Origin of the sequence: Kitasatospora sp. NPDC001261 (genome assembly GCF_042896795.1) — a bacterium.
Lineage (GTDB): Bacteria > Actinomycetota > Actinomycetes > Streptomycetales > Streptomycetaceae > Kitasatospora.
On record NZ_JBIAXP010000018.1, the window covers coordinates 119,604 to 142,702 of the forward strand.

The window sequence follows — 23,099 nt, forward strand, 5'->3', positions numbered from 1 at the left end:
GGGGGGGGGGGGGGGGGGGGGGGGGGGGGGGGCGGGCCCGGCCGGGGGGCCCCCCCGGGGCCCGGGGGGGGCCGCCGCCCCCGGGGCGGGCGGGCGCCGCCGGGGGGGGGGCCCCCCCCCCCCGCCCGCCCCCCACCCCTCCTCCGTACCGGGCTACTTGATCTGCTTCATGCAGAGCACGTAGTCCAGGGCCGGGAAGCTCGGGTGCTTGCTGGTGTACCAGCTGTCCGACTTCGGCTGCTTCTCGCAGGACTTCTCGTCGGAGGTGGCGAGGTACTTGTAGACGACCTTGTACTGCGCCTTGGCGTCGGTGCAGGGCACCACGGTGATCTTCGGGTGGGTGTCGTTGGTCTGGTTGGTGCCGTTCGCGTTGTACAGGCAGTCGCCGACCCCGGCCGCGTCCACCTTGCTGTCCGAGTCGGTCGGGGTGCTGACCGGCGGGAGGGTGAGCGTCGGCGCCGGCAGCGTGTAGGTCGGCGAGGGGATGACCGGCGGCGGCGTGGGCGAGAGGGTCAGCCGGGTGGGGGTCGGCGTCGGGTCGGCGGCCGGGTCGGTCTTCCCGGGGCCGAGCACGCCGGTGGCGGCCAGGGTCACCGCGGCCACCAGCGAGACCGGCACCAGCAGCATCGCGATGTGCGGCCGGCTGGTCAGCGGGACGCCCGGGTTCAGCTGCGGGCCGTGGCTGCCCGGGACGGGCGGCTGCAGCCGCTTGAACTTGTTGTGCGGGCCGAGGTTCAGCAGCAGCGTGATCGGGGTCAGCAGCCAGGACACCAGGCTCCACCAGCCCTGGACCAGCGTCCGGGCCGACATGTCGCGCACCGTCGCCGTTCCGCAGGTGCGGCAGAACGGGCCGGTCATCCGCAGCATCCGGTAGGCGATGATCAGGCCCTGGTGGCCGCGGACGGTGGCGTTGACCGCGGGGTAGCCGCCGCAGAACCGGCAGGTGGTCCCGTCCATCGGGGGCGGCGGCGGGTACCCGTAGCCGTAGCCGCCGGGCGGGGGCTGGACGCCGTACGGCTGCTCGGGCGGCGGCGCGCTCGGGTAGCCGTACCCGGGCGGCGGCGGCGGGGGCGGCGGCGGGGCGCCGTAGGAACCGCCGGAGGCGTACGGGTTGCCGTCGCCCGGTGGCGGGCCGTACGGCATCTGGGGCGGAGGCGGAACGGACAAGGGGTCCCCCGGGAAAGGAAGGGCGGAAGAGTTCAGGACTTCTTCACCGGCGGGACGCCGGTGGTGGCGGGCGCCAGCGGGCCGAGGCAGAGCACGTACCGCTTCTTGTTCCAGCGGCGGCCGCTCTTGCCCGAGACGGCGGTCGTGGTCTGCGGCGTCTGCTGGCAGCGGGTCACGTCCGTGGTGCCTTCGAACTTCGACAGCACCCGGTAATTCGCTTTGGTGTCAGTGCACTTGACGATCTCGACGTCTCGGGAGCCGCTGGCGTGCACACAGTCGCCGGCCTTGGCGCTGCTGACGCTCGGCCCGGCCACGAAGTAGCCCACCGCCAGCGCCAGGCAGCCGCCGACCACCCCGACGATCCGCAGCTTGGAGCGGATGCCGCGCTTGGCGGCCGGCGCGGGCTGCACCGGCGGCGCGGGCTGCGGGTAGCCGTACGGCCCGGGGGGCGGCTGCTGCCCGTACGGCCCGGGGGCCGGCTGCCCGTACGGCTGCTGCCCGTACGGCGGTTGGCCGTTCGGCTGCTGTCCGTAGGCGGGCGGCGGGCCGAAGCCGGGCGGGGGCGGCGGCGTGGGCTGTCCGTAGGCCGGCGGCGGCCCGTACGGCGCGGCCGGCGGGGGGACGGGTGCCCCGTACGGCGGTGCTGCGGGCCGGCCCACCGGGGCCGACGAGGGCGGCCCGTACGGATTGGGCGGTGTGCTCATCAGTTCGTCCCCCGAGACAGAGTTCTGTCGCTACGACAGGTTCGAGTACCTTAGCGAGTCGGTCGGACGCCGTCGGCCCCGAGCCCCGCGGGTTTCCAGGAGGCCTGGTCAGCGGGGGAGGGGACTCCGGCGGGCGGAGCGCAGGTAGAGGACCGCCGTCAGCGCGTATACCCCGGCGACCCCGAGCACCACCGCGACCGAGCGGCCGGACAGCGGCAGCACCACCGCGGTGACCAGGGCGGCAGCCACGAAGGCGACGTTGAACAGCACGTCGTAGATGGCGAAGACCCGGCCGCGGTACTCGTCCTCGACCGACTCCTGGACCGCCGTGTCGGCGCAGATCTTGGTGCCCTGGGTGACCACCCCGAGCAGCAGGGCGGCGAGCAGGCAGGGCACCAGGGTGAAGCTCAGGCCCAGCGCCGGGACGAAGACCACCGGGGCGACCAGGCAGGCCGTCATCCACCCGGCCAGGCCCAGCCGGCGGGTGCACCAGGGGCTGACCAGCGCGGCGACGAAGAACCCGGCGGCGGACAGGCCGACCGCCTGGCCGAGGGTGACCAGCCCGGCCGCGCTGTCGGTCGGGTCGTTGAAGGTGTACCGGGCGAGCATCACCACCACCACGATCAGCACGCCGTAGCAGAACCGGGCCGCGGTGACGGCGGCCAGCGCGTGCACGGCGGGCCGGCAGTCCCGGACCAGGTGGCGCACCGCGGCGCCGAGTTCGACGGCGGCCCGGACCAGTGCCTGGCCGAGCCCCGGGCGGTCCCGGTGCTGCTCCGGGCCGAGCAGGTCGCGGTCCATCCGCCGGGCGGCCAGCGCGGCCGACAGGTAGAGCAGCGCGGCCACCGTGACCAGGGCGGCGTCGGCCCTCGGCCCGGGGGCCATCAGCTGGTGCAGCGCGAAGCCGATGCCCCCGCCGGAGGCGGCGGCGACCGTCCCGAGGGTGGGGGAGAGGGCGTTGGCGGTGACCAGCTGGTCCTGCTCCACCACCCGGGGCAGGGCGGCGGACAGGCCGGCCAGGATGAACCGGTTGAGCGCGGTGACCAGCAGGGCCGAGGCGAAGAACAGCCAGGTCGGGGCCTGTGCCAGCAGCAGCGCGCCGGTGCCCAGGCCCAGTCCGAAGCGGGCCAGGTTGCCGAAGTAGAGCACCTGGCGGCGGCGCCAGCGGTCCAGCAGCACACCGGCGAACGGGCCGATCACCGAGAACGGCAGCAGCATCACGGCCAGCACCGAGGCGATGTCGGCCGGGGAGGACTGCTTCTCGGGGGAGAAGACCACGTACGCGGCGAGCGAGACCTGGAAGACGCCGTCCGAGAGCTGGGAGAGCACCCGGGCGGTCAGCAGCCGCCGGAAGTCGCGGCCCTTCATCAGGTCGAGGAGCGTGGCGCGGTGCGCGGACTGGTGGGTGCTGCCGTTCTCGGTGATCGCCACCCGCCCAGAGTGCCATGGAACCGGCCGCTGTTTCACGTGAAACATTGGCCGCGAGAACGTGAAGGGCCCGCGATCCGGAGACCACGGGCCCTTCCTGCGAGCTGGCGGCGCTCAGAGCTCAGAGCCCAAGGCTCAGCGCTCGGCGTCCGACAGTCGCGAACCTCGCTGCGCTCAGCGCTCGACCTCGCCGCGGATGAACTTCTCGACGTTCTCGCGGGCCTCGTCGTCGAAGTACTGCACCGGCGGGGACTTCATGAAGTACGAGGAGGCCGACAGGATCGGGCCGCCGATGCCGCGGTCCTTGGCGATCTTCGCGGCGCGCACGGCGTCGATGATGACACCGGCGGAGTTCGGGGAGTCCCAGACCTCGAGCTTGTACTCCAGGTTCAGCGGGACGTCGCCGAACGCGCGACCCTCGAGGCGGACGTACGCCCACTTGCGGTCGTCCAGCCAGGCCACGTAGTCCGAGGGACCGATGTGGACGTTCTTGGCGCCCAGCTCGCGGTCGCGGATCTGCGAGGTGACGGCCTGGGTCTTGGAGATCTTCTTGGACTCCAGGCGCTCGCGCTCGAGCATGTTCTTGAAGTCCATGTTGCCGCCGACGTTCAGCTGCATGGTGCGCTCGAGGATGACACCGCGGTCCTCGAACAGCTTGGCCATCACGCGGTGCGTGATGGTCGCGCCGACCTGGGACTTGATGTCGTCACCGACGATCGGCACGCCGGCCTCGGTGAACTTGTCCGCCCACTCCTTGGTGCCCGCGATGAACACCGGCAGGGCGTTCACGAAGGCGACCTTGGCGTCGATGGCGCACTGGGCGTAGAACTTGGCCGCGTCCTCGGAACCGACGGGCAGGTAGCAGACGAGGACGTCGACCTGCTGGTCCTTGAGGACCTGGACGACGTCGACCGGCGCCTCGTCCGACTCCTCGATGGTCTCCAGGTAGTACTTGCCCAGGCCGTCGAGGGTGTGGCCGCGCTGGACGGTCACGCCGGTCGGCGGCACGTCGCAGATCTTGATGGTGTTGTTCTCGCTGTTGCCGATGGCGTCGGCCAGGTCGAAGCCGACCTTCTTGGCGTCGACGTCGAAGGCGGCGACGAACTCCACGTCGCGGACGTGGTACTCACCGAACTGGACGTGCATCAGCCCGGGGACCTTGCCGGCCGGGTCGGCGTCCTTGTAGTACTCGACACCCTGCACCAGCGACGCGGCGCAGTTGCCCACGCCCACGATGGCTACGCGAACCGAACCCATTCCGGTTGCTCCCTGTGATCTCATGAGGCCCGCCGGGGTAGGCGGAACTCGTCCTGCTTCTTCGATGACTGCGTGCACGGGCGCGAGGCGCCCATTCCTGCCGCGCGGCACAGGGCTGGCGCGGTGTCAGCGCTCCTGGGCGGAGCGCCCCGGGCGGTCGTACGGTGGCCCGGACGGGTCCGGGGACCCGGTCTCCTGGCCACGGCCGTCCGAAGTCTTGCGGGGTCCGGCGGCGCTGCCGCCGGCGTCGGGGCCGGTCTTTCCGGTGCGGTTGGACCGCTCGGTCTCGATCAGCTCGTTGAGCCAGCGGACCTCGCGCTCCACCGACTCCAGTCCGTGCCGCTGGAGTTCGACGGTGTAGTCGTCGAACCGCTCGCGGGCGCGGGCCAGCGAGTTGCGCATCCGCTCCAGCCGCTCCTCCAGCCGGCTGCGGCGCCCCTCCAGGACGCGCATCCGCACGGCCCGGTCGGTCTGGCCGAAGAAGGCGAAGTGCACGCCGAAGTGCTCGTCCTCCCAGGCGTCCGGGCCGGAGTCGGCGAGCAGCTCCTCGAAGCGCTGCTTCCCCTCGGCGGAGAGCCGGTAGACGATCTTGGACCGCTTGCCGTTGAGCGCGGTGGCCGGGACGTACTCGACGTCGGGGTTGTCCTCGACCAGGAAGCCCTGGGCGACCAGGCTCTTCAGGCAGGGGTAGAGCGTCCCGTAGGAGAGCGCCCGGAACGTCCCGAGCAGGATGTTCAGCCGCTTGCGCAGCTCGTAGCCGTGCATCGGGGCGTCGTGGAGCAGCCCGAGGACGGCGAACTCCAGCACTCCTGAGCGCCTGCCCACTGTCGCCGCCCTCCTCCCGCTCGGTGTCCGATCGGCCGCTGCATCCGGCGGTATACCGCTTCGATGTATCGGCTCGATATATCGAGAACAGTAAACCCGACCCCCGGAACGGGCAAGAGGGGCGCGCGTGAATGTGATCACAAGCCGACGCGCGGCTGGTGTTGGCAACGGGCTTGTAATGATCTGTTGCCGTTTTGCGGGCATTGGCAACTGATGTCCGATTAGTTGTATATCCGTGCTGCGTACGCTGTCGCGTGTGCACGAGGACCACCTCCGGGATCAGGGCGGTTGGCGGGCATCGGACGTGAACCCTGCCTTCAGGCTGGAAACGCCTGGCGAGGAGTGGCTGGAAGATGAGCGAGCGACGGCGAAGGACGCCCAACCCGGGCGGTGAGGGGCAGCAGCCCCCGGGAGGCGGTGGCCGTCAGGGCGAGGGGCCGGGACCCGACGAGCTGCGCTCGGACGGCGCCGGTCGGCGACGACCCTCGGGGGTCAGGGAGACCGCACAGCAGCCCCGGATGACCCGTGCGGAGATGCGCAAGGCCGCCCAGAAGAAGGGCGCCAAGGGGGGTGGCCGGCGCGGTGACGCCGCGGCCGCCTCCGCCGCCGCGGCCGCCGGCCCCGGCAAGAAGCGCTTCATCGACTACCCGCGGTTCGGCAAGACCGGCGTCCGGCGCTGGCTGCCGTCCTGGAAGCAGTGGCTGAGCGCCTTCGTGCTGGTCTTCGGCTGCTTCGTGGGCCTGGTGTTCTACCTGTACCAGACCACCAAGGTCCCGGAGTTGAACGAGCTGGTCAAGGACCAGAACACGATCTACTACTGGGCCGACAACACGGAGATGACCCGCAAGGGGCAGACCAACCGTCAGATCGTCGAGCTCAAGGACATCAGTCCGCACCTCCAGGACGCCGTCATCGCCGCGGAGAACAAGAGCTTCAAGACCGACAGCGGCATCGACCCCAAGGGCATGCTCCGCGCGGTCTGGAACATGGCGAAGGGCGGTGAGACCCAGGGCGCCTCGACGATCACCCAGCAGTACGTGAAGAACGCCTACCTGAGCCAGGAGCAGACCCTCAGCCGCAAGGTGAGGGAGTTCTTCATCACGCTGAAGATCAACCAGGAGAAGGAGAAGCCGGAGATCCTCACCGGCTACCTGAACACCAGCTGGTTCGGCCGCGGTGCGAACGGTGCCCAGGCGGCCGCCCAGGCGTACTACGGGGTGGACGCCAAGGACCTCAACGTCTGTCAGAGCGCCATGCTGGCCGGTCTGCTCAAGGGTGCGGCGTACTACGACCCCACCAACCCGGCCAACAAGGACCGGGCCCAGGGCCGGTGGAACTGGATCCTGGACCAGATGGTGGACACCAAGGCCATCACCCCGGAGGAGCGCGCCAAGTGCACCGCGTTCCCGGACCCGATCGCGCAGAAGCCCAACTCCAACATGAACGGTGAGATCAGCTACCTGGTCGACACCGCCAACAAGTACGTGATGGCCACCGACAAGACGATCACCCAGCAGATGATCGACCGGGGCGGCCTGAAGATCTACACCACCTTCGAGAAGGACAAGGTCGACGCGCTGAAGAGCGCCGTCGACGCCGTCAAGGCGGAGAACCTCAACCCGCAGAAGCGGCCGGACAACGACACCAACATCCAGTTCGGCTCCGCCAGCATCCGCCCCGGCGACGGCGCGATCGTCGCCCTCTACGGCGGCGACGGCGTGGAGAACGGCCACTTCGACAACAACGCCGACGCCACCGGCGTCCAGGTCGGCTCGACCTTCAAGCCCTTCGTGCTGGCCACCGCGATGCAGACCGGCGTGCAGACCGCGAAGGACGACAAGGGCAAGCCGAAGCGGATCAACGCCGACAGCCGCTACCTGGCCGACGACATGTCCGAGATCCGCAAGGCGGACGGCTCGCTGGTGATCGGCGACGACGGCAAGCCCTACCGGCAGAAGAACGAGGACGCCGGCAAGCGCGGCTACGTCTCGCTGCGGATGGCCATGCAGTACTCGTACAACGTGCCCTTCGTCCAGCTGAACCAGGACGTCGGCGGCCAGAACGTGGCCGACATCGCGGTGCAGATGGGCATCAAGAAGGAGAGCCTCGCCGACCCGAAGACGGCGACCTTCCCGCTCGGCACCTCCACCATCAGCCCGATCCGGATGGCCACCGCCTACGGCACCCTGGCGGCCAGCGGCAAGGAGGCCGAGCCGTACTCGGTCACCAAGGTCGAGGTGAGCGGCGTGGAGCGGCCGGGCTTCGGCAAGAAGGAGCCCAAGGTCGCGCTGGAGCCGGCCGTCGCCGACAACGTCACCGACACGCTGGTGAACGTGGCGGTGAACGGTACCGGTAAGAAGACGAAGGACCTGGGCCGCCCGGTGGCCGGCAAGACCGGTACCACCGACCAGAACAAGTCGGCCTGGTGGGTCGGCTACACCCCGCAGCTGGCGACCAGCGTCGCGATGTGGCGCGAGGACCCGACCAAGCACGAGCGGCAGTCGCTCAACGGCACCGGCGGCAAGGAGTCCATCCACGGTGGTGACATCCCGACCGATGTCTTCACCCGGTACATGAAGGCCGCACTGGCCAACGAGAAGAAGATGGACTTCCCGACCCCGCAGCCGGTCGGCACCGAGGTCGACTCCTCCGGCGCGCCGTCCACGGCCAGCGCGACGACGACCCCGACCACGACCGACAGCCCGACGGCCCCGCCGGCCGCCCAGACGCAGGCGCCGCAGCCGCCCGTGCAGCCGCAGCCCACCCAGACCTGCGTGCCCGGCGTTGACTGCCCCGGCGACCAGCCGACCCCCTCGCACACCAGGCCGAACCCGGGCAACAGCTGCCTGCCGGTGATCGGCTGCCCGACGCAGCCGCCGGGACCGACGGACACCACGCCGCCGGGCGGCGGCAACGGTGGCGGTGGCGGACGCCCGACCGGCGGCGGCAAGCCGACGCCGAGCAGCACGGGCGGTCTCCAGGGCGGCGGGGCGGCCGGGTAGTAGCCCCGGCCGGGCGGAACCCGGAACCCGGAACCACGGCGGTGGCGGTCCTCCTCGGAGGGCCGCCACCGCCGTTTCCGTCGCGGCCACCGCGCCCGCCGGCGGCGCAGAGGTACAGACCGTTGCGGGGTCCTCCTCGTCCCGGCGGGACGGGTGCGGCAGGATGTCCGGCATGACGTCGAGCGATCGTGACGAAACCGCCGGGCCGGACGGGTCCGGCGCCGCCGCAGGGCCCCTCCCGGCAGCCGTCGCCACGGCCGCGCCGCCGGCCAACACCGTGGTCGTGCCGGCCGACGAGGACCCGGTGGCGGCGGCCGGCAGCGAGGTGTTCGGCGGGCCCCCGGGCCGCCGGGCGCTGCTCGGCGTCTCCTGGTGGGTCCCGGCGCGCTTCCTGGCGCTCGCGGTGATCGTGGTGTCGGTGCTCGGGATGGTGCAGAAGCTGCCCTGCTACGAGCAGGCCTGGTTCCAGCCGGGCTCGCCGCAGTACATCCACGCCTGCTACAGCGACATCCCGCACCTGTTCTCCGGACGCGGCTTCGCGGCCGGGCTGCACCCGTACGTGGACCGCGTCCCGGGCTCCTCGGGGGACCTCCAGTACCTGGAGTACCCGGTGCTGACCGGCCTGTTCATGCAGGTCGCGGCCTGGCTGACGCCGGGCGGCGGGGACCAGCAGAGCCAGGAGCAGTGGTTCTGGGCGATCAACGCCGGGATGCTGATGGCCTGCGCGGTGGTCGCCGCGGTGGCGCTCTCCCGCACCCACCGGCGCCGTCCGTGGGACGCGCTGCTGTTCGCGCTCGCCCCCGTCCTGCTGCTCAACGGCACCGTCAACTGGGACCTGCTCGCGGTCGCCCTGGCCGCCGTGGCGATGGCCTGGTGGAGCGGTGCCCGCCCGGGCTGGGCCGGTGTCTTCATCGGCCTGGCCACCGCGGCCAAGCTCTACCCGCTGCTGCTGATCGGCCCGCTGCTGGTGCTCTGCTGGCGGGCCGGCCGGTGGCGCGAGTTCCGGGTGATGCTGGGCGGCGCGGTCGGCTCCTGGCTGGTGGTCAACCTGCCGATCATGCTGGCCAACTGGCGGGGCTGGTCGACCTTCTACGTGTTCAGCAAGCACCGCGGCGAGGACTACGGCTCGTTCTGGCTGATCCTGATGCAGCGCCGGGGCGCCGGGCTGGCCGACCTCGACGTCTACATCGGCGTGCTGATGGTGCTGGGCTGCCTGGCCATAGCGTGGCTCGGCTTCTCGGCCCCGCGCCGGCCGCGCTTCGCCCAGCTGGCCTTCCTGGTGGTCGCGCTGTTCGTGCTGGTCAACAAGGTGTACTCGCCGCAGTACGCGCTCTGGCTGCTGCCGCTCGCGGTGCTGGCCCGGCCGCGCTGGCGGGACTTCCTGGTCTGGCAGGCCTGCGAGGTGCTCTACACCCTGGGCATCTGGTCCCACCTGGGCCTGGTCACCGGCTCCAAGCAGCACGGGATCGGCGAGGGCTGGTACCACTTCGCGATCGGGCTGCACCTGCTGGGCACCCTGTACCTGGTCGCCCTGGTGGTCCGCGACGTCCTCCACCCGGACCGCGACCCGGTCCGCTGGGACGGCAGCGACGACCCCTCCGGCGGGGTGCTGGACCACGCCCCGGACGTGTCCGTGCTGGGCACCGCCCGCCGGCTGCGCGAGGAGGAGAGCTACGCCGGGTACGCGCCGGCCGGCCCCGAGCAGTGGCTCAACGAGCCCGAGCTGTCGGAGCCGGCCGAAAAGGCCTAGCCGGTCGGAAAGGCCTGGCGGGTCAGCGGTCCACCACGCGGTCGAAGTGCGTGGTGGTGTGCCGGACCTGGAGACCGAGCTCCTCGCCGATCGCCGGGGGCTTGGTCTCCCCGTCCAGGAAGAGCAGCGAGACCTGCATGTGCGGCGGCTCGGCGAACCACAGCTGCTTGCCGGCCCAGTGGAACGGCGACTTGGTCTTGTTGACGGTCGCCAGGCCGGCCCGGGCGATGCCCTTGGCCCGCGCCCCCATGCTCTGGAGGTACTTGGGCGCCTCCAGGCCGATGCCGTGCGCGGTGCCGCCGGCGACCACCAGGATGTGGCCGTCGGAGGGCGCCGGGTGCTGGCGGTAGCCGTAGCGGTCGCCCTTCTGCAGCGGGGTGACGTCCAGGACGGTGGCCCGGACCTCCAGCGCGCCGTGGTCGCCGAGCCAGAGCCGGGTGCCGATCCGGGCCCGGAAGACCGTCTCCGGGTAGCGCTGGGCCAGCTGGTCCATGCCGGCCGCGCCGAGGTGGCTGACGAACACGGTGTGCACCGGGATGCCGGCCGCCCGGGCGGTGTCCACCCAGTACGCGACCTCCTCGATCGGGCTGGAGCCGTCCGGCCGGTCCATCGGCAGGTGCAGCGCCAGGCCCTCGAAGGCGACGCCCTCCAGCTCGTTGGCGACGGTGCGCAGGTCGGCCGCGCTCACGCCGTGCCGGCGCATGGTGGTCATGCACTCCAGCACCACCCGGGCACCGTGCAGCGAGCGCAGCGCCTCCACGCTGGCCACCGTCCGGATCACCCGGGCGTGCGGCAGCGGGAGCACCTCCTCGCCGACCCGGTACGGGGTGAGCACCAGCAGCTCGCCGCCGTACCACTCGGCGGCGTCGGCCGCCTCGTACGCGGTACCGACGGCGAGCACCCCGGTGCCCAGCAGCGTCGCCTCCTCGGCCAGCCGGTGGTTGCCCAGGCCGTAGCCGTTCCCCTTGGCGACGGGCACCAGGCCGGGGAACTCGGCGAGGACGGAGCGCTGGTGGGTGCGCCAGCGTTCGGTCTCGAGGTAGAGCGACAGCGTCATCGGGTCAGCCTCCTCAGCGGCGGGACATGTAGAGGTCGAGGGCCTTGTGCAGCAGCTTGTTGAGCGGGAAGTCCCACTCGCCGAGGTACTCGGCCGCCTGGCCGCCGGTGCCGACCTTGAACTGGATCAGGCCGAACAGGTGGTCGTTCTCGTCCAGGGTGTCACTGATGCCGCGCAGGTCGTACACCCCGCCGCCGAGGGCGTAGGAGTCGCGCATCATCCGCCACTGGATGGCGTTGGACGGCTTGACCTCGCGCTTGTGGTTGGCCGAGGCGCCGTAGGAGTACCAGACGTGCTCGCCGACCACCAGCATCGTGGTGGCGGCCAGCGGCTCGCCCTCGTGGTAGGCGATGTAGAGCCGCATGCGGTTCGGGTCCTCGGCCACCAGGGCCTTCCACATCCGCTGGAAGTAGGCCAGCGGGCGCGGGGTGAACTTGTCGCGCTCGGCGGTGACCAGGTAGAGCTGGTGGAAGATCGGCAGGTCGTCGTAGCCGCCCTGGTAGACCTCGACGCCGCTCTTCTCGGCCTTCTTGATGTTGCGGCGCCAGAGCTGGTTGAAGTTCTTGTGGATGTCGTCCAGCGAGCGGTTGGCCAGCGGCACCTGGAAGACGTAGCGGGGCTGGACGTCGCCGAAGCCGGCGCCGCCGTCCTCGCCCTGCAGCCAGCCGGCCTTGCGCAGCCGGTCGGCCACCTCGAAGGCGCGGGCCTCGTACCAGTCGGCCTCGACGTCGCGCAGGCGCTTGGCCTGCTTGCCGGCGATGGCCTCCTTGATGGTGGGGGCGTTCCAGCGGCGGATGACGATCGGCGGGCCCATCTTCACCGAGAACGCGCCCTGCGACTTGAGGTGCGCCAGCATCGGGGAGAGCCAGCGGTCGAGGTCGCGGTCGAACCAGTCGATGACCGGTCCCTCGGGCAGGTAGGCGAGGTAGCGCTTGAGCTTGGGCAGCTGGCGGTAGAGGACCAGGCCGGCGCCGACGAGCTGGTCGGTCTCGTCGAACCAGCCGATCGACTCGGAGCGCCACTCGGCCTTCACGTCGCCCCACGACGGCACCTGCATGTGGCTGGCCGAGGCGCGGCTCCTGATGAAGGCGAGGTGCTCCTCGCGGGTGATCGTCCTCAGGCGCAGGCTCATGTGCTCGGTGCTCCTCGTCGTCGGGCTGCGGTGGCCCAGGTTCTCGGGCTGACCTTATCGTCCGGGGTCCGGGCGCCCGTCGCTGCGGGCACGGCGGCGCCCCCGTCGGGTACCTGTCTCCTCTGCAGATACGCGACGGGGGCGGCGAGGGTTCCGGGCGGGGCCTGTGGGCTCGGTCCCAGCGGTGCGGTCCGGGGGCGTGCGAGGGGGCGCGGGGGCCCGGTTCAGCCCCAGAGACCGCCGCGGGCGATGCCGAGGTAGAAGCCGATCGCGGCGGCGCCGAGTGTGATCATCAGGACGAAGCGCTCGGCGGTGGTGACCGAGACGAACATGCCCCACAGGCCCGTGACGATGCCGAACAGGCCGGTCCACGAGGTCAGCAGGTGCAGGTTGTGGAAGAACGAGGTGGTGAAGGCGATCACGCCCAGCACGGCGGTGACGCCCACCAGGGCGTTCTCGCGGGGGTGCGGGTGGCCGTCGGTGTTCAGGGTGAGGGCGGGCATGCGGTGGACGGACTGTGCCATGGGTCCCACCTCCTGGCGTGGAGACGAACGGGCAGGAATCCCGTTCCGTCCAGATTGCGGCGCTTGGGCCGCTCTCACAACCCCTATGCGTTTTGTTCGGCCGTCCGGGTGCAGGTAGGCTGTGCCGTCTGCACTGGTGTAGTTGTGCCCCCTCTGCACCCTCTACCGGGTGGGATCCGCCTCCGGGCGGAGCGGGGGCCGATTGTCCGACCCGGCCGCTACGGTGGGCCGGAGTCGTCACTGCTCCGGTGCCGACGCTACGCACAACCCTCCTGCCACGGAGAGACCGTGGCCGCTGAGTCCAAAGGAGGTGGGTTACTCATGCGTCACTACGAGCTGATGGTCATCCTCGACCCCTCGGTCGAGGAGCGCGCTGTCTCCCCCCTGATCGAGAACTTCCTCACCGTCGTCCGCAACGCGGGTGGCAAGGTGGAGAAGGTCGACACCTGGGGTCGCCGCCGTCTGGCTTACGAGATCAACAAGCAGTCCGAGGGCATCTACTCGGTCATCGACCTCAAGGCCACGCCTGAGGTCGTCAAGGAGCTCGACCGCCAGCTGGGCCTGAGCGAGTCGGTTCTGCGGACCAAGGTCCTGCGCCCGGACACCCACTGAGCCACCTCTGAGGCCTTCGGGTCTCGGGTAGCTCGCGTCCGCTGTTTCACGTGAAACAGCGGTGAACGGACATCTTCCCGAGAGGTCATCACCACCATGGCAGGCGAGACCGTCATCACCCTCGTCGGCAATCTCGTCGACGACCCCGAGCTGCGCTTCACCCCGTCGGGTGCGGCGGTCGCGAAGTTCCGCATCGCGTCCACCCCCCGCACCTTCGACCGTCAGACGAACGAGTGGAAGGACGGCGAGAGCCTCTTCCTCACGTGCAACGTCTGGCGGCAGCCGGCGGAGAACGTGGCCGAGTCGCTGCAGCGCGGCATGCGCGTCATCGTGCAGGGCCGACTGCGCCAGCGGTCTTACGAGACCAAGGAAGGCGAGAAGCGGACGGTCTTCGAGGTCGAGGTCGACGAGGTCGGTCCGAGCCTGCGCTCGGCGACCGCCAAGGTCACCCGGGCCAACCGGTCCGGCGCCCCCGGTGGCGGCTTCGGCGGCCAGCAGGGTGGCGGCCAGGGCGGCGGCGGCAGCTGGGGTGGGAACTCCGGCGGCGGCGGCCAGCAGGGCGGCGGCAGCTGGGGTGGAAACTCCGGCGGCGGCCAGTCCGGCCCCTCCGACGACCCCTGGGCCTCCAGCGCCCCGTCCGGTGGAAACCAGGGCGGCGGCTGGGGTGCCCCGGCCGGCGGCGGTGGCGGCTACTCGGAAGAGCCCCCGTTCTAAGAGCTGACAGATTTCGTGCGGCCCGGCCGCCGGCGTCCCCGGACGCCCGCCGGGCCGTGAACCCCAAATGGAGCACACAATGGCGAAGCCGCCTGCTCGCAAGCCGAAGAAGAAGGTTTGCGTCTTCTGCAAGGACAAGGTCAACTACGTTGACTACAAGGACACGAACCTGCTGCGGAAGTACATCTCCGACCGCGGCAAGATCCGTGCCCGTCGGGTGACCGGCAACTGCACCCAGCACCAGCGTGACGTCGCCACGGCCGTGAAGAACAGCCGTGAGATGGCGCTGCTGCCCTACACCAGCACCGCGCGCTAAGAGAGGGTGACCAAGTAATGAAGATCATCCTCACTCACGAGGTGCCGGGTCTCGGCTCCGCCGGCGAGGTCGTCGAGGTCAAGGACGGCTACGCCCGCAACTACCTGGTCCCGCGTGGCTTCGCCATCCGCTGGACCAAGGGTGGTCAGAAGGACGTCGACGCCATCCGTCGCGCCCGGAAGATCCACGAGATCCAGACCCTCGAGGCCGCCACCGCGGTCAAGGGTCAGCTCGAGGGCGTCCAGGTCAAGCTGGCCGTCCGCTCGGGCGACGCCGGCCGTCTGTTCGGCTCGGTGACCCAGGCCGACGTCGTCGAGGCCATCAAGGCCGCCGGCGGCCCGGCCGTGGACAAGCGCGCCGTCGCGATCGCCTCGCCGATCAAGACCGTGGGCTCCCACAAGGTCTCGGTCAAGCTGCACTCGGACGTCGTGGCCAACCTCGACGTCGCCGTCGTGGCTGCCTGAGCTCCGTAGAGCACAAGGCCTGAGGGCCGGACTCCTCCGGGAGTCCGGCCCTCGGTCTTTTCCGGCCCGGTTCTCTTCGGGCCATGTCCTAGCCGCGCACCGCTCCGGTGACCAGCCACTTGCCGCCGCGGGCGCGCCAGGCCAGGAAGCCGGCCCGCAGCAGCATGAACAGGTTCATCGCCCACCAGAGCCCGGCCAGTCCGGTGCCGGTGGCCGGCACCGCCAGGGCCACCGGGACGAACACCGCCAGGGTGGCGAGCCCGGCCCAGGCCAGGTAGCGGCCGTCCCCGGCGCCCATCAGCACGCCGTCCAGCACGAAGACCGGGCCGGCCACCGGCTGGGTGAGCGCGAGCAGCAGCAGGGCGGTGTCCAGCTGGGCCCGGACGGCCGGATCGGGTGTGAAGAGCGGGACGTACAGCGGGCGGGCGACCACCACCAGCAGGCCGAGCACCAGTCCGGAGACGACGCCCCACTCGACCATCCGCCGGGTGGCGGCCCTGGCGCCGGGGACGTCCGAGGCGCCCAGGTAGCGGCCGATGATGGCCTGGCCGGCGATCGCGATCGCGTCCAGCGCGAAGGCCAGGAAGTTGAACAGCGCCATGGTGATCTGGTGGGCGGCGACCTGGTCGTCGCCGAGCCGGGCGGCGACCGCGGTGGCGGTCATCAGCACCGCGCGCAGACTGATCGTCCGGACCAGCAGCGGGCCGCCGGCCCGGGCACTGGCCCGGATGCCCGCGGTGTCCGGCCGCAGCGAGGCCCCTTCCCGGCGGGCGCCGCGGACCACCACGACCAGGTAGGCGGCGGCCATCCCGGTCTGGGCGAGCACGGTGCCCCAGGCCGAGCCGGCCACCCCGAGCCCGGCGCCGTACACCAGGCCCGCGTTCAGGCCGATGTTGGCGGCGAAGCCCGCGACGGCCACCACCAGCGGCGTGCGGGTGTCCTGGAGGCCGCGCAGCACCCCGGTGGCGGCCAGCACCATGAGCATCGCCGGGATGCCCAGCGAGCTGATCCGCAGGTACGTCACCGCGTGCGGCGCGGCGGTCGCCGAGGCGCCCAGCGCGTCGGCCGCCCAGGGCGCCAGCACCAGGGTGAGGAGGACCACCGGGACGGCCAGGCCCAGGGCGAGCCAGATGCCGTCGATGCCCTGCTGCACGGCGCCCCGGCGGTCCCCGGCGCCGATCCGGCGGGCGACCGCCGCGGTGGTGGCGTAGGCGAGGAAGACGAACACGCCGGTCGCGGTGGAGAGCGCGGCGGAGGCGACGCCCACCCCGGCCAGCTGGGGGGTGCCGAGGTGGCCGACGATCGCCGAGTCGGCCATCAGGAAGAGCGGTTCGGCGACGAGCGCGCCGAAGGCCGGGACGGCCAGGGCGAGGATCTCCCGGTCGTGCCGGCGTCGCGAGGGCTTCGGGGCCGGGGTCGGGGGCGAGGCGGTCATGGGCTCCAGGCTACTCATCCACAGGTAATGGATGTAAGGGCCTAGTGACTATTACTCGAAATCTTGAGCGGCGCGGTTCGTCCGCTCTGCGCCCACAGCCGTTCGGAGGTGTGTGAAGAATTTCTCATGCACAGGACCGGGAAGAGGTAATCCCAGGTCAACAGGTTGACGGTGGATCGATTGTTCGGTTATCCACAGGGGCGTCCACAGGGGTGTCCACAGCTTTGCGGCAGTTCTCCACAGGACGGGGCCGGTCATCCACACCCCCTGTGGATAACCGCCTTGGCGCAACGGCGTCCGGCGCCTTAGCGTGGGCCCTCCGCCCGACACTCCCGCCGCCCCGGCGTCCGTTTTGTCGGGACCGTGGCGTACAAAGAGGAGCGGCTCCGCTCCACCCAGCCACCGGCAAGCCCGCTCCACCTTCGCACCACTCGCTGATCGGGGAACACGCGTGACCGGCCCCCAGTACGACGACCACGACGCCCCGCCGCCGGAGGAGGACTGGCAGCCCGCCGAGGACCCCTTCCCGGCCGGCGCCTTCGACGACGCCCCCTTCCCGGACGGCCCGGGGGACCGGCTGCCGGTCTCGCGCGGCCGTGGCCAGGGCGGTCAGGGCGGTGGCCGTGACGGCCAGAAGGGCGGCTTCCAGAAGGGCGGCAAGGGCGACCGGAAGGACGGCGGCTGGCAGCGCCGGGACGAGGGCGGCGGCGACGGGGGCGGGGGTGTGGACGGCTTCGAGCGCGTCCCGCCGCAGGACCTGGACGCCGAGAAGTCCGTCCTCGGCGGCATGCTGCTCTCCAAGGACGCCATCGCCGACGTGGTCGAGGTGCTCAAGCCGGTCGACTACTACCGGCCCGCGCACGAGATGGTCCACGGCGCGATCCTCGACCTCTACGCCCGCGGCGAGCCGGCCGACCCGATCACCGTGGCCGGCGAGCTGACCAAGCGCGGCGAGCTCCAGCGCGTCGGCGGCGCCTCCTACCTGCACACCCTGGTCAACTCCGTCCCGACCGCGGCCAACGCCGAGTACTACGCCCAGATCGTGCACGAGCGCGCGGTGCTGCGCCGGCTGGTCGAGGCGGGCACCCGGATCGCCGGCATGGGCTACGCGGCCGAGGGCGACGTGGACGAGATCGTCAACGCCGCCCAGGCGGAGATCTACGCCGTCACCGAGCAGCGCACCAACGAGGACTACGCCCCGCTCTCCGACATCATGGAGGGCGCCCTCGACGAGATCGAGGCGATCGGCTCCCGCAACGGCGAGATGTCCGGCGTCCCCACCGGCTTCGCCGACTTCGACCAGCTCACCAACGGCCTCCACCCCGGCCAGATGATCGTCATCGCGGCCCGTCCCGCGATGGGCAAGTCCACCCTGGCGCTGGACTTCGCCCGGGCCTGCTCGATCCACCACAAGCTGCCGAGCGTGATCTTCTCGCTCGAAATGGGCCGCAACGAGATCGCCATGCGCCTGCTCTCCGCCGAGGCCCGGGTGGCGCTGCACCACATGCGCTCCGGGAACATGACGGACGACGACTGGACGCGGGTGGCCCGCCGGATGCCCGACGTCAGCGAGGCGCCGCTGTTCATCGACGACTCGCCGAACCTGTCGATGATGGAGATCCGGGCCAAGTGCCGCCGGCTGAAGCAGCGCAACGACATCAAGCTGGTCGTCATCGACTACCTCCAGCTGATGCAGTCCGGCGGCTCCCGGCGGGCCGAGAACCGCCAGCAGGAGGTCTCGGACATGTCCCGTAACCTCAAGCTGCTGGCCAAGGAGCTGGAAGTCCCGGTCATCGCGCTGTCCCAGCTGAACCGTGGTCCCGAGCAGCGCACCGACAAGCGGCCGATGGTCTCGGACCTCCGTGAGTCCGGCTCGATCGAGCAGGACGCCGACATGGTCATCCTGCTGCACCGCGAGGACGCCTACGAGAAGGAGTCCCCGCGCGCGGGCGAGGCCGACCTGATCGTCGCCAAGCACCGTAACGGTCCGACCGCGACGATCACGGTGGCCTTCCAGGGCCACTACTCGCGCTTCGTCGACATGACCCGGGACTGAGCCCGGGCCCCGTCCGGAGCGGTCAGACGGTGACGGTGGCGCGGAAGAGCGTGCCGCCGGTGCCGGAGAGGCGGGTCGGGGTGCCGGTGGCGGGGAGGAAGGCGGCCTGGCCGCGGGCCAGGTCCAGGACGGTGCCGTCGGCGGCGGTCAGCCGGGTGGCGCCCTCGGTGCAGAGCAGGATCTGCGGGGTGCGGCCGTCGATCTCGCGCCCGGCGCCGTCCAGGACGAAGCGGGAGAGCCGGAACTCGTCGATCGGGACGGGGTAGAGCTCCTCGCCCGGGGTGCCCTCGACCGGGGCCGGCTCCAGCGGCTCGGGGGCGCCGGCCTCGAAGACCACGACCTTCAGCAGCTCCGGCACGTCGATGTGCTTGGGGGTGAGGCCGGCCCGCAGCACGTTGTCGGAGTTGGCCTGGAGCTCGACGCAGACGCCGGACAGGTAGCCGTGCGGGACACCGGCGCCCAGGTAGAGCGCCTGGCCGGCCCGCAGCCGGACGTGGTTGAGCAGCATGCCGGCGACCACGCCGCGGTCGTCCGGGAAGTCCTCGGCGATCCGGGCGTACGGGGCGTACTCCCCGTCCGGGTCGGTCGCCGCCAGCACCTCGACGGTCCGCCGGACGGTCTCCGGGTCCAGCGCGAGGGCGGCGGTCAGGGCGCCGCGCAGGGCCTCGGAGTCGTTCTCGGCGGCCAGCCGCCCGATCACCGGGGCGAGCCCGGGCACCCCGAGCCCGGTCAGCAGCCGGGCCGCGTCGGCGGGCCGCCGGAAGCCGCACAGGCCGTCGAAGTCGCCCAGCGCGCAGACCATTTCGGGCTTGTGGTTGGCGTCCCGGTAGTTGCGCTCGGGGGCGTCCAGGGGGATCCCGAGGGCGTTCTCGGCGGCGAAGCCGGCCCGGGCCTGGTCGAGCGTGGGGTGGGCCTGGATGGACAGCGGGATGCCCGCGGCCAGGACCTTGAAGAGGAACGGCAGGGTCGGGCCGAACCTGGCCACGCTCGCGGCGCCCAGCTCGCCCTCGGGGTCGGCCGCGATCAGCTCGTCCAGCCGGCGCGGGCCCTCGCCGCGGTCGGCGCGGGACGGGGCGCCGGGGTGGGCGCCCATCCACAGCTCGGCCTGCGGTTCACCGGTCGGCCGCTGCCCGAGCAGCTCGGGCAGGGCGGTGAGCGACCCCCAGGCGTACGGGCGGACGGTGTTGACGAGCCTGTCCATGCGCGCGGTCCTACTCCTTCGCAGTCTGGGCGGCCCCGGATGTCCCGAGTCCGGATCGCCGGGGCGGGCCCGGCGGTGCGGGCGGTCCGGGCACGGGCAAGGGAAACGACCCTAGCCGAACGGTGTCACCCACGGGGAAACGGTGGCCACCGGGTGGGAGTGCCACGGCCGGACCTGCGGTTCCCGGCGCGGTAGTAGGATGCCAGGACGCAGTAGCCTCCGCCCTGCGCGCAGTTCGCCACCGAGGTCCTCCCGGCGGGCTGCCGGCGGAGCCGCGTTCCAGAGTGCGGGCGCCGGTGTTCCGAGACCCCCCGTCATCGGCCGAGAGGTTTGTACGTGACCGTGAACCAGCAGAGTTTTGCTGATCTCGGCAAGGTCCTGGTGATCATCCCGACCTACAACGAGGCGGAGAACGTCGAGCGGATCGTCGGCCGGGTCCGTGCCGCCGTCCCCGAGGCGCACGTCCTGGTCGCCGACGACAACAGCCCCGACGGCACCGGCGAGCTGGCCGACAAGCTGGCCGTCGAGGACGAGCACGTCCACGTCATGCACCGCAAGGGCAAGGAGGGCCTCGGGGCCGCCTACCTCGCGGGCTTCCGCTGGGGCATCGACAACGGCTACGACGTCCTGGTCGAGATGGACGCGGACGGCTCGCACCAGCCCGAGGAGCTGGACCGGCTGCTGGGCGCGCTGCGCGGCGCCGACCTGGTGCTGGGCTCGCGCTGGGTGCCGGGCGGCCGGGTGGTGAACTGGCCGAAGTCCCGGCTGCTGCTCTCGCGCGGCGGCTCGACCTACTCGCGGCTGATGCTGGGCGTGCCGATCCGGGACGTCACCGGCGGCTACCGGGCGTTCCGCAAGGAGACCCTGCTGGGCCTGGGCATGGACGAGGTCGCCTCGGCCGGGTACTGCTTCCAGGTCGACCTGGCCTGGCGCACGGTGAAGGCCGGGTTCAAGGTCGCCGAGGTGCCGATCACCTTCGTCGAGCGCGAGCTGGGGGCGTCCAAGATGAGCCGCGGCATCGTGGTCGAGGCGCTGTGGCGGGTGACCACCTGGGGTGTCACCGACCGGCTGGCCAAGCTGCGCGGGGCCACCGCGAAGCGCTGACCGACCGAACCGTTCTTGGCCGAAGGGCCCGTCCACCGAACCGGTGGACGGGCCCTTCCGCATGTCCGGGGGAGGTGCGCCGGGCGCCCGGGGGGCTCAGCAGCCGCTCCTGAGCACGCCCTCCGGCAGGTAGCGGTCGGCCCAGACGGCCAGTTCGGTGAGCGCGGGCTTGAGCGCGAAGCCGGCCTCGGTGAGCCGGTAGCTGACCCGCAGCGGCGGGCCGGCGTCGACCTCGCGGACGACCAGCCCGGCCTCGGCCAGCTCGGTCAGCCGGTCGGAGAGCATCCGCTCGCTGATGCCCGGGACGGCGCGGCGCAGCTCGGAGAAGTACGCGGGGCCGCCGTTGGTGAGGACGCCCAGCAGCATGCCGGTCCAGCGCTTGCCGAGCAGGGTGAACACCCGGGTGAGGGCCAGGTCGACGTTGCGGCACGGGCCGGGGCCCTCGGCGCCGCACGCGTCGGTGGCGATCGGGACTCCGTCGGTCACTGCCTCGTGCTCGGCCATGGGTCCAGCCTACTCGAACCCCTACTAGTGACTGTAGAAAAGTAAGCTGCTACCGTAATTGCAGTCGCAGCGAAATCAGCAGCTACTTATTATCTGGAGGCACTGCCATGCCCACGCTCCTGCACCTCGACTCCTCCGCGATCGCCGACGGCTCCGTCTCCCGCGAGGTCACCGCCGCCTTCCGCGCCGCCTGGCAGGCCGAGCACCCCGAGGGCACGGTGATCTACCGGGACCTCGCCGCCGACCCCCTCCCGCACCTCGACGTGCACGGCATCAGCGCCGGATTCGCCCCCGCCGAGGCCCACAGCGCCGAGCAGGCCGCCGCCTTCGCGCTGCGCGAGCAGGTGATGGCCGAGCTGGAGCAGGCCGACGCCGTGCTGATCGGCAGCCCGATGTACAACTTCACGATCCCGTCGACCCTCAAGACCTGGCTGGACCACGTGATCCTGGTCGGCCGCACCGCCGGCGAGACGCCCTCCGCCAAGGGCACCCCGGTCACCGTGGTCGCCTCCCGCGGCGGCTCGTACGCGCCCGGCGCCCCGCGCGAGCCGTTCGAGTTCGTCACCACCTACCTGGAGAAGGTGCTGACCGGCATGCTCGGGCTGGAGGTCGACTTCATCGTCCCGGAGTTCACCCTGGCGGCCGCCGTCCCGGCGATGGCCGACTTCGTCCCGAAGGCCGTCGAGTCCAAGGCCCAGGCCCTGGAGCAGGCCGCCCACCGGGCCAAGGAAGCGGCCGCCCGAGCCGCGGTGTGACGTGCACCGGAGGCGCGCCCCACCGGGCGCGCCTTCCGCGCAATCGGCCGTCGGTGCTCCCATGCTGTAGGGCGCAGGGAATCCGACCGCCGACCAGAGGGAGCAGCCCGTGACGACGTCCCCGTCCGAGGAGAGCGCCGGCGCGGAGCGTGCCCAGGCCCGCCCGGCCGCGGGCGCGGTGCCGCCCGAGCCCGGGCAGCCGGCCCGGCCGCTGGAGGTCGCCGTCTTCACTGGCCCCGAGTCGGCCTTCTTCGCCACCTCGACACTGATCCTCGGCGAGCGGACCGCGATCCTGGTGGACGCCCAGCTGACCCGCAGCGCCGGGCGCGAGCTGGCCGAGTGGGTCGCCGGCAAGGGCAGACGCCTGCTCGCCGTCGTCGTCACCCACCAGCACCCGGACCACTACTTCGGCGCCGAGGAGGTGCTGCGGCTCTTCCCCGACGCGCAGCTGCTGGCCGCCCCGGCCGTGGTCGAGGGCATCCGGCGCACCGTCGCCGCCAAGGTCGCGCAGTGGAAGCCGGTGTACGGCGACGACATCCCGGACCACCCGCTGATCCCCGCCCCGCTGCTGCCGCAGCCGCTGATGCTGGACCGCCAGGTGATCCCCGTGCTGCTGCTCGGCCAGGCCGACTGCGGGGACTCCACGGTCGTCCACGTGCCGAGCATCCGCACCGTGATCGCCGGGGACTTCGTCCACAACGGCACCCACGTCTGGACCGCCGACACCACCCCGGCCCAGCGCACCACCTGGGGGCACAACCTCGGCCGGATCGCCGACCTCGGCGCGGACCGGGTGATCGCCGGCCACCGGGCCCCGGACCAGGGCGACGACGCCGCCCGGGTGCTGGCCTTCACCGGTGAGTACCTCCAGGACTTCGACCGGCTGCTGGCCGAGCACCCGGACGACCGTGAGGCGCTGGTCACGGCGATGAACGAGCGCTACGGGGAGCTGACCCTGCCGTCCTTCCTGCAGCTGGGCGCGGCGGCCAACACCGCCCGCGCGGCCGGGACCGCGACCGCGGCGGCCGGGGAGCCCGAGGAGGACCGGGAGTCCGAGGAGGACGGCGGACCCGAGCAGGCGTAGGGCGGATA

At 71.7% G+C, this 23,099-nt stretch carries 21 protein-coding genes; 10 read left to right on the top strand and 11 right to left on the bottom strand.

From position 1 onward, the window contains the following. Positions 1–153 precede the first annotated feature (153 nt). The 5 genes from ACFY4B_RS24360 to ACFY4B_RS24380 form a co-directional block, all read right to left on the bottom strand. Positions 154–1,167 (bottom strand): hypothetical protein, encoded by a 1,014-nt coding sequence (locus ACFY4B_RS24360; protein ID WP_387970925.1) that lies wholly within the window; start codon positions 1,165–1,167, stop codon positions 154–156. 32 nt (positions 1,168–1,199) lie between these two features. Then, complete coding sequence (locus ACFY4B_RS24365; RefSeq protein WP_387970928.1) at positions 1,200–1,871, bottom strand: hypothetical protein; 672 nt, start codon at positions 1,869–1,871, stop codon at positions 1,200–1,202. Between the two features lie 108 nt (positions 1,872–1,979). Then, positions 1,980–3,302, bottom strand: coding sequence for an MFS transporter (locus tag ACFY4B_RS24370; RefSeq protein WP_387970931.1), 1,323 nt, complete (start codon positions 3,300–3,302; stop codon positions 1,980–1,982). Between the two features lie 171 nt (positions 3,303–3,473). Further along, the gene (locus ACFY4B_RS24375) at positions 3,474–4,556 is read right to left on the bottom strand and encodes an inositol-3-phosphate synthase (RefSeq protein WP_049651119.1); all 1,083 of its coding nucleotides are present in this window, start codon (positions 4,554–4,556) and stop codon (positions 3,474–3,476) included. Positions 4,557–4,682: 126 nt separating this feature from the next. Then, the gene (locus ACFY4B_RS24380) at positions 4,683–5,381 is read right to left on the bottom strand and encodes a PadR family transcriptional regulator (RefSeq protein WP_049651118.1); all 699 of its coding nucleotides are present in this window, start codon (positions 5,379–5,381) and stop codon (positions 4,683–4,685) included. A 518-nt stretch (positions 5,382–5,899) separates the two neighbouring features. Between ACFY4B_RS24380 and ACFY4B_RS24385 the strand changes: the two genes are divergently transcribed. Beyond that, positions 5,900–8,383, top strand: a complete 2,484-nt coding sequence (locus tag ACFY4B_RS24385; protein WP_387970934.1) for a transglycosylase domain-containing protein — start codon at positions 5,900–5,902, stop codon at positions 8,381–8,383. A gap of 172 nt (positions 8,384–8,555) precedes the next feature. Further along, on the top strand, positions 8,556–10,133 hold the full coding sequence (locus ACFY4B_RS24390) for a glycosyltransferase family 87 protein (RefSeq protein WP_387970936.1): 1,578 nt from the start codon (positions 8,556–8,558) through the stop codon (positions 10,131–10,133). 22 nt (positions 10,134–10,155) lie between these two features. Here ACFY4B_RS24390 and ACFY4B_RS24395 read toward each other — a convergent pair whose 3' ends face one another. The 3 genes from ACFY4B_RS24395 to ACFY4B_RS24405 form a co-directional block, all read right to left on the bottom strand. Continuing rightward, the gene (locus tag ACFY4B_RS24395; protein WP_387970939.1) at positions 10,156–11,190 is read right to left on the bottom strand and encodes an alanine racemase; all 1,035 of its coding nucleotides are present in this window, start codon (positions 11,188–11,190) and stop codon (positions 10,156–10,158) included. A 13-nt stretch (positions 11,191–11,203) separates the two neighbouring features. Continuing rightward, positions 11,204–12,322: a peptidoglycan bridge formation glycyltransferase FemA/FemB family protein gene (locus ACFY4B_RS24400; RefSeq protein WP_074001890.1), complete on the bottom strand. Its 1,119-nt coding sequence runs from the start codon at positions 12,320–12,322 to the stop codon at positions 11,204–11,206. A 224-nt stretch (positions 12,323–12,546) separates the two neighbouring features. Beyond that, entirely contained in the window at positions 12,547–12,846 is a 300-nt protein-coding gene (locus tag ACFY4B_RS24405) for a hypothetical protein (RefSeq protein WP_074001889.1), read from the bottom strand. Positions 12,847–13,167: 321 nt separating this feature from the next. Between ACFY4B_RS24405 and rpsF the strand changes: the two genes are divergently transcribed. From rpsF to rplI, 4 genes are all read left to right on the top strand, one after another. Further along, a complete protein-coding gene (rpsF, locus tag ACFY4B_RS24410; RefSeq protein ID WP_049651111.1) occupies positions 13,168–13,458 on the top strand; it encodes a 30S ribosomal protein S6 in 291 nt (96 codons plus the stop codon). A 96-nt stretch (positions 13,459–13,554) separates the two neighbouring features. Continuing rightward, a complete protein-coding gene (locus ACFY4B_RS24415; RefSeq protein WP_049651110.1) occupies positions 13,555–14,172 on the top strand; it encodes a single-stranded DNA-binding protein in 618 nt (205 codons plus the stop codon). A 79-nt stretch (positions 14,173–14,251) separates the two neighbouring features. Beyond that, the gene (gene rpsR, locus ACFY4B_RS24420) at positions 14,252–14,488 is read left to right on the top strand and encodes a 30S ribosomal protein S18 (protein ID WP_030059640.1); all 237 of its coding nucleotides are present in this window, start codon (positions 14,252–14,254) and stop codon (positions 14,486–14,488) included. A 17-nt stretch (positions 14,489–14,505) separates the two neighbouring features. Continuing rightward, a complete protein-coding gene (gene rplI / locus ACFY4B_RS24425; protein ID WP_049651109.1) occupies positions 14,506–14,952 on the top strand; it encodes a 50S ribosomal protein L9 in 447 nt (148 codons plus the stop codon). Between the two features lie 88 nt (positions 14,953–15,040). On the opposite strand, the gene ACFY4B_RS24430 is transcribed toward rplI, so the two are convergent. Beyond that, positions 15,041–16,387: an MATE family efflux transporter gene (locus ACFY4B_RS24430; RefSeq protein ID WP_049651108.1), complete on the bottom strand. Its 1,347-nt coding sequence runs from the start codon at positions 16,385–16,387 to the stop codon at positions 15,041–15,043. 451 nt (positions 16,388–16,838) lie between these two features. Between ACFY4B_RS24430 and dnaB the strand changes: the two genes are divergently transcribed. Beyond that, complete coding sequence (dnaB, locus tag ACFY4B_RS24435) at positions 16,839–18,443, top strand: replicative DNA helicase (protein ID WP_079271991.1); 1,605 nt, start codon at positions 16,839–16,841, stop codon at positions 18,441–18,443. A gap of 22 nt (positions 18,444–18,465) precedes the next feature. Here the strand turns inward: dnaB and manA are convergent, their stop codons facing one another. Continuing rightward, positions 18,466–19,644 carry a mannose-6-phosphate isomerase, class I gene (gene manA, locus ACFY4B_RS24440; protein ID WP_387970943.1) on the bottom strand — a complete coding sequence of 393 codons (1,179 nt, stop codon included), beginning with the start codon at positions 19,642–19,644 and terminating at the stop codon, positions 18,466–18,468. A 336-nt stretch (positions 19,645–19,980) separates the two neighbouring features. On the opposite strand from manA, the gene ACFY4B_RS24445 reads away from it, so the two are divergent. Next, positions 19,981–20,748, top strand: coding sequence for a polyprenol monophosphomannose synthase (locus ACFY4B_RS24445; RefSeq protein ID WP_074001887.1), 768 nt, complete (start codon positions 19,981–19,983; stop codon positions 20,746–20,748). 96 nt (positions 20,749–20,844) lie between these two features. Here ACFY4B_RS24445 and ACFY4B_RS24450 read toward each other — a convergent pair whose 3' ends face one another. Beyond that, positions 20,845–21,252 carry a helix-turn-helix domain-containing protein gene (locus ACFY4B_RS24450; protein WP_117488718.1) on the bottom strand — a complete coding sequence of 136 codons (408 nt, stop codon included), beginning with the start codon at positions 21,250–21,252 and terminating at the stop codon, positions 20,845–20,847. Positions 21,253–21,359: 107 nt separating this feature from the next. Here ACFY4B_RS24450 and ACFY4B_RS24455 point away from each other — a divergent pair, with 107 nt between their 5' ends. Then, positions 21,360–22,007 carry an FMN-dependent NADH-azoreductase gene (locus tag ACFY4B_RS24455; protein ID WP_387970946.1) on the top strand — a complete coding sequence of 216 codons (648 nt, stop codon included), beginning with the start codon at positions 21,360–21,362 and terminating at the stop codon, positions 22,005–22,007. A 109-nt stretch (positions 22,008–22,116) separates the two neighbouring features. Beyond that, on the top strand, positions 22,117–23,091 hold the full coding sequence (locus ACFY4B_RS24460) for an MBL fold metallo-hydrolase (protein ID WP_387970949.1): 975 nt from the start codon (positions 22,117–22,119) through the stop codon (positions 23,089–23,091). The last annotated feature ends 8 nt before the right edge of the window (positions 23,092–23,099 follow it).

Coding starts and splice junctions, on each gene's coding strand:
- ACFY4B_RS24365 (WP_387970928.1), bottom strand. CDS start 1,871: ATGAGCACACCGCCCAATCCGTACGGGCCGCCCTCGTCGGCCCCGGTG.
- ACFY4B_RS24375 (WP_049651119.1), bottom strand. CDS start 4,556: ATGGGTTCGGTTCGCGTAGCCATCGTGGGCGTGGGCAACTGCGCCGCG.
- ACFY4B_RS24385 (WP_387970934.1), top strand. CDS start 5,900: ATGACCCGTGCGGAGATGCGCAAGGCCGCCCAGAAGAAGGGCGCCAAG.
- ACFY4B_RS24390 (WP_387970936.1), top strand. CDS start 8,556: ATGACGTCGAGCGATCGTGACGAAACCGCCGGGCCGGACGGGTCCGGC.
- ACFY4B_RS24395 (WP_387970939.1), bottom strand. CDS start 11,190: ATGACGCTGTCGCTCTACCTCGAGACCGAACGCTGGCGCACCCACCAG.
- ACFY4B_RS24400 (WP_074001890.1), bottom strand. CDS start 12,322: ATGAGCCTGCGCCTGAGGACGATCACCCGCGAGGAGCACCTCGCCTTC.
- ACFY4B_RS24405 (WP_074001889.1), bottom strand. CDS start 12,846: ATGGCACAGTCCGTCCACCGCATGCCCGCCCTCACCCTGAACACCGAC.
- rpsF (WP_049651111.1), top strand. CDS start 13,168: ATGCGTCACTACGAGCTGATGGTCATCCTCGACCCCTCGGTCGAGGAG.
- ACFY4B_RS24415 (WP_049651110.1), top strand. CDS start 13,555: ATGGCAGGCGAGACCGTCATCACCCTCGTCGGCAATCTCGTCGACGAC.
- rpsR (WP_030059640.1), top strand. CDS start 14,252: ATGGCGAAGCCGCCTGCTCGCAAGCCGAAGAAGAAGGTTTGCGTCTTC.
- rplI (WP_049651109.1), top strand. CDS start 14,506: ATGAAGATCATCCTCACTCACGAGGTGCCGGGTCTCGGCTCCGCCGGC.
- ACFY4B_RS24430 (WP_049651108.1), bottom strand. CDS start 16,387: ATGACCGCCTCGCCCCCGACCCCGGCCCCGAAGCCCTCGCGACGCCGG.
- manA (WP_387970943.1), bottom strand. CDS start 19,644: ATGGACAGGCTCGTCAACACCGTCCGCCCGTACGCCTGGGGGTCGCTC.
- ACFY4B_RS24450 (WP_117488718.1), bottom strand. CDS start 21,252: ATGGCCGAGCACGAGGCAGTGACCGACGGAGTCCCGATCGCCACCGAC.
- ACFY4B_RS24455 (WP_387970946.1), top strand. CDS start 21,360: ATGCCCACGCTCCTGCACCTCGACTCCTCCGCGATCGCCGACGGCTCC.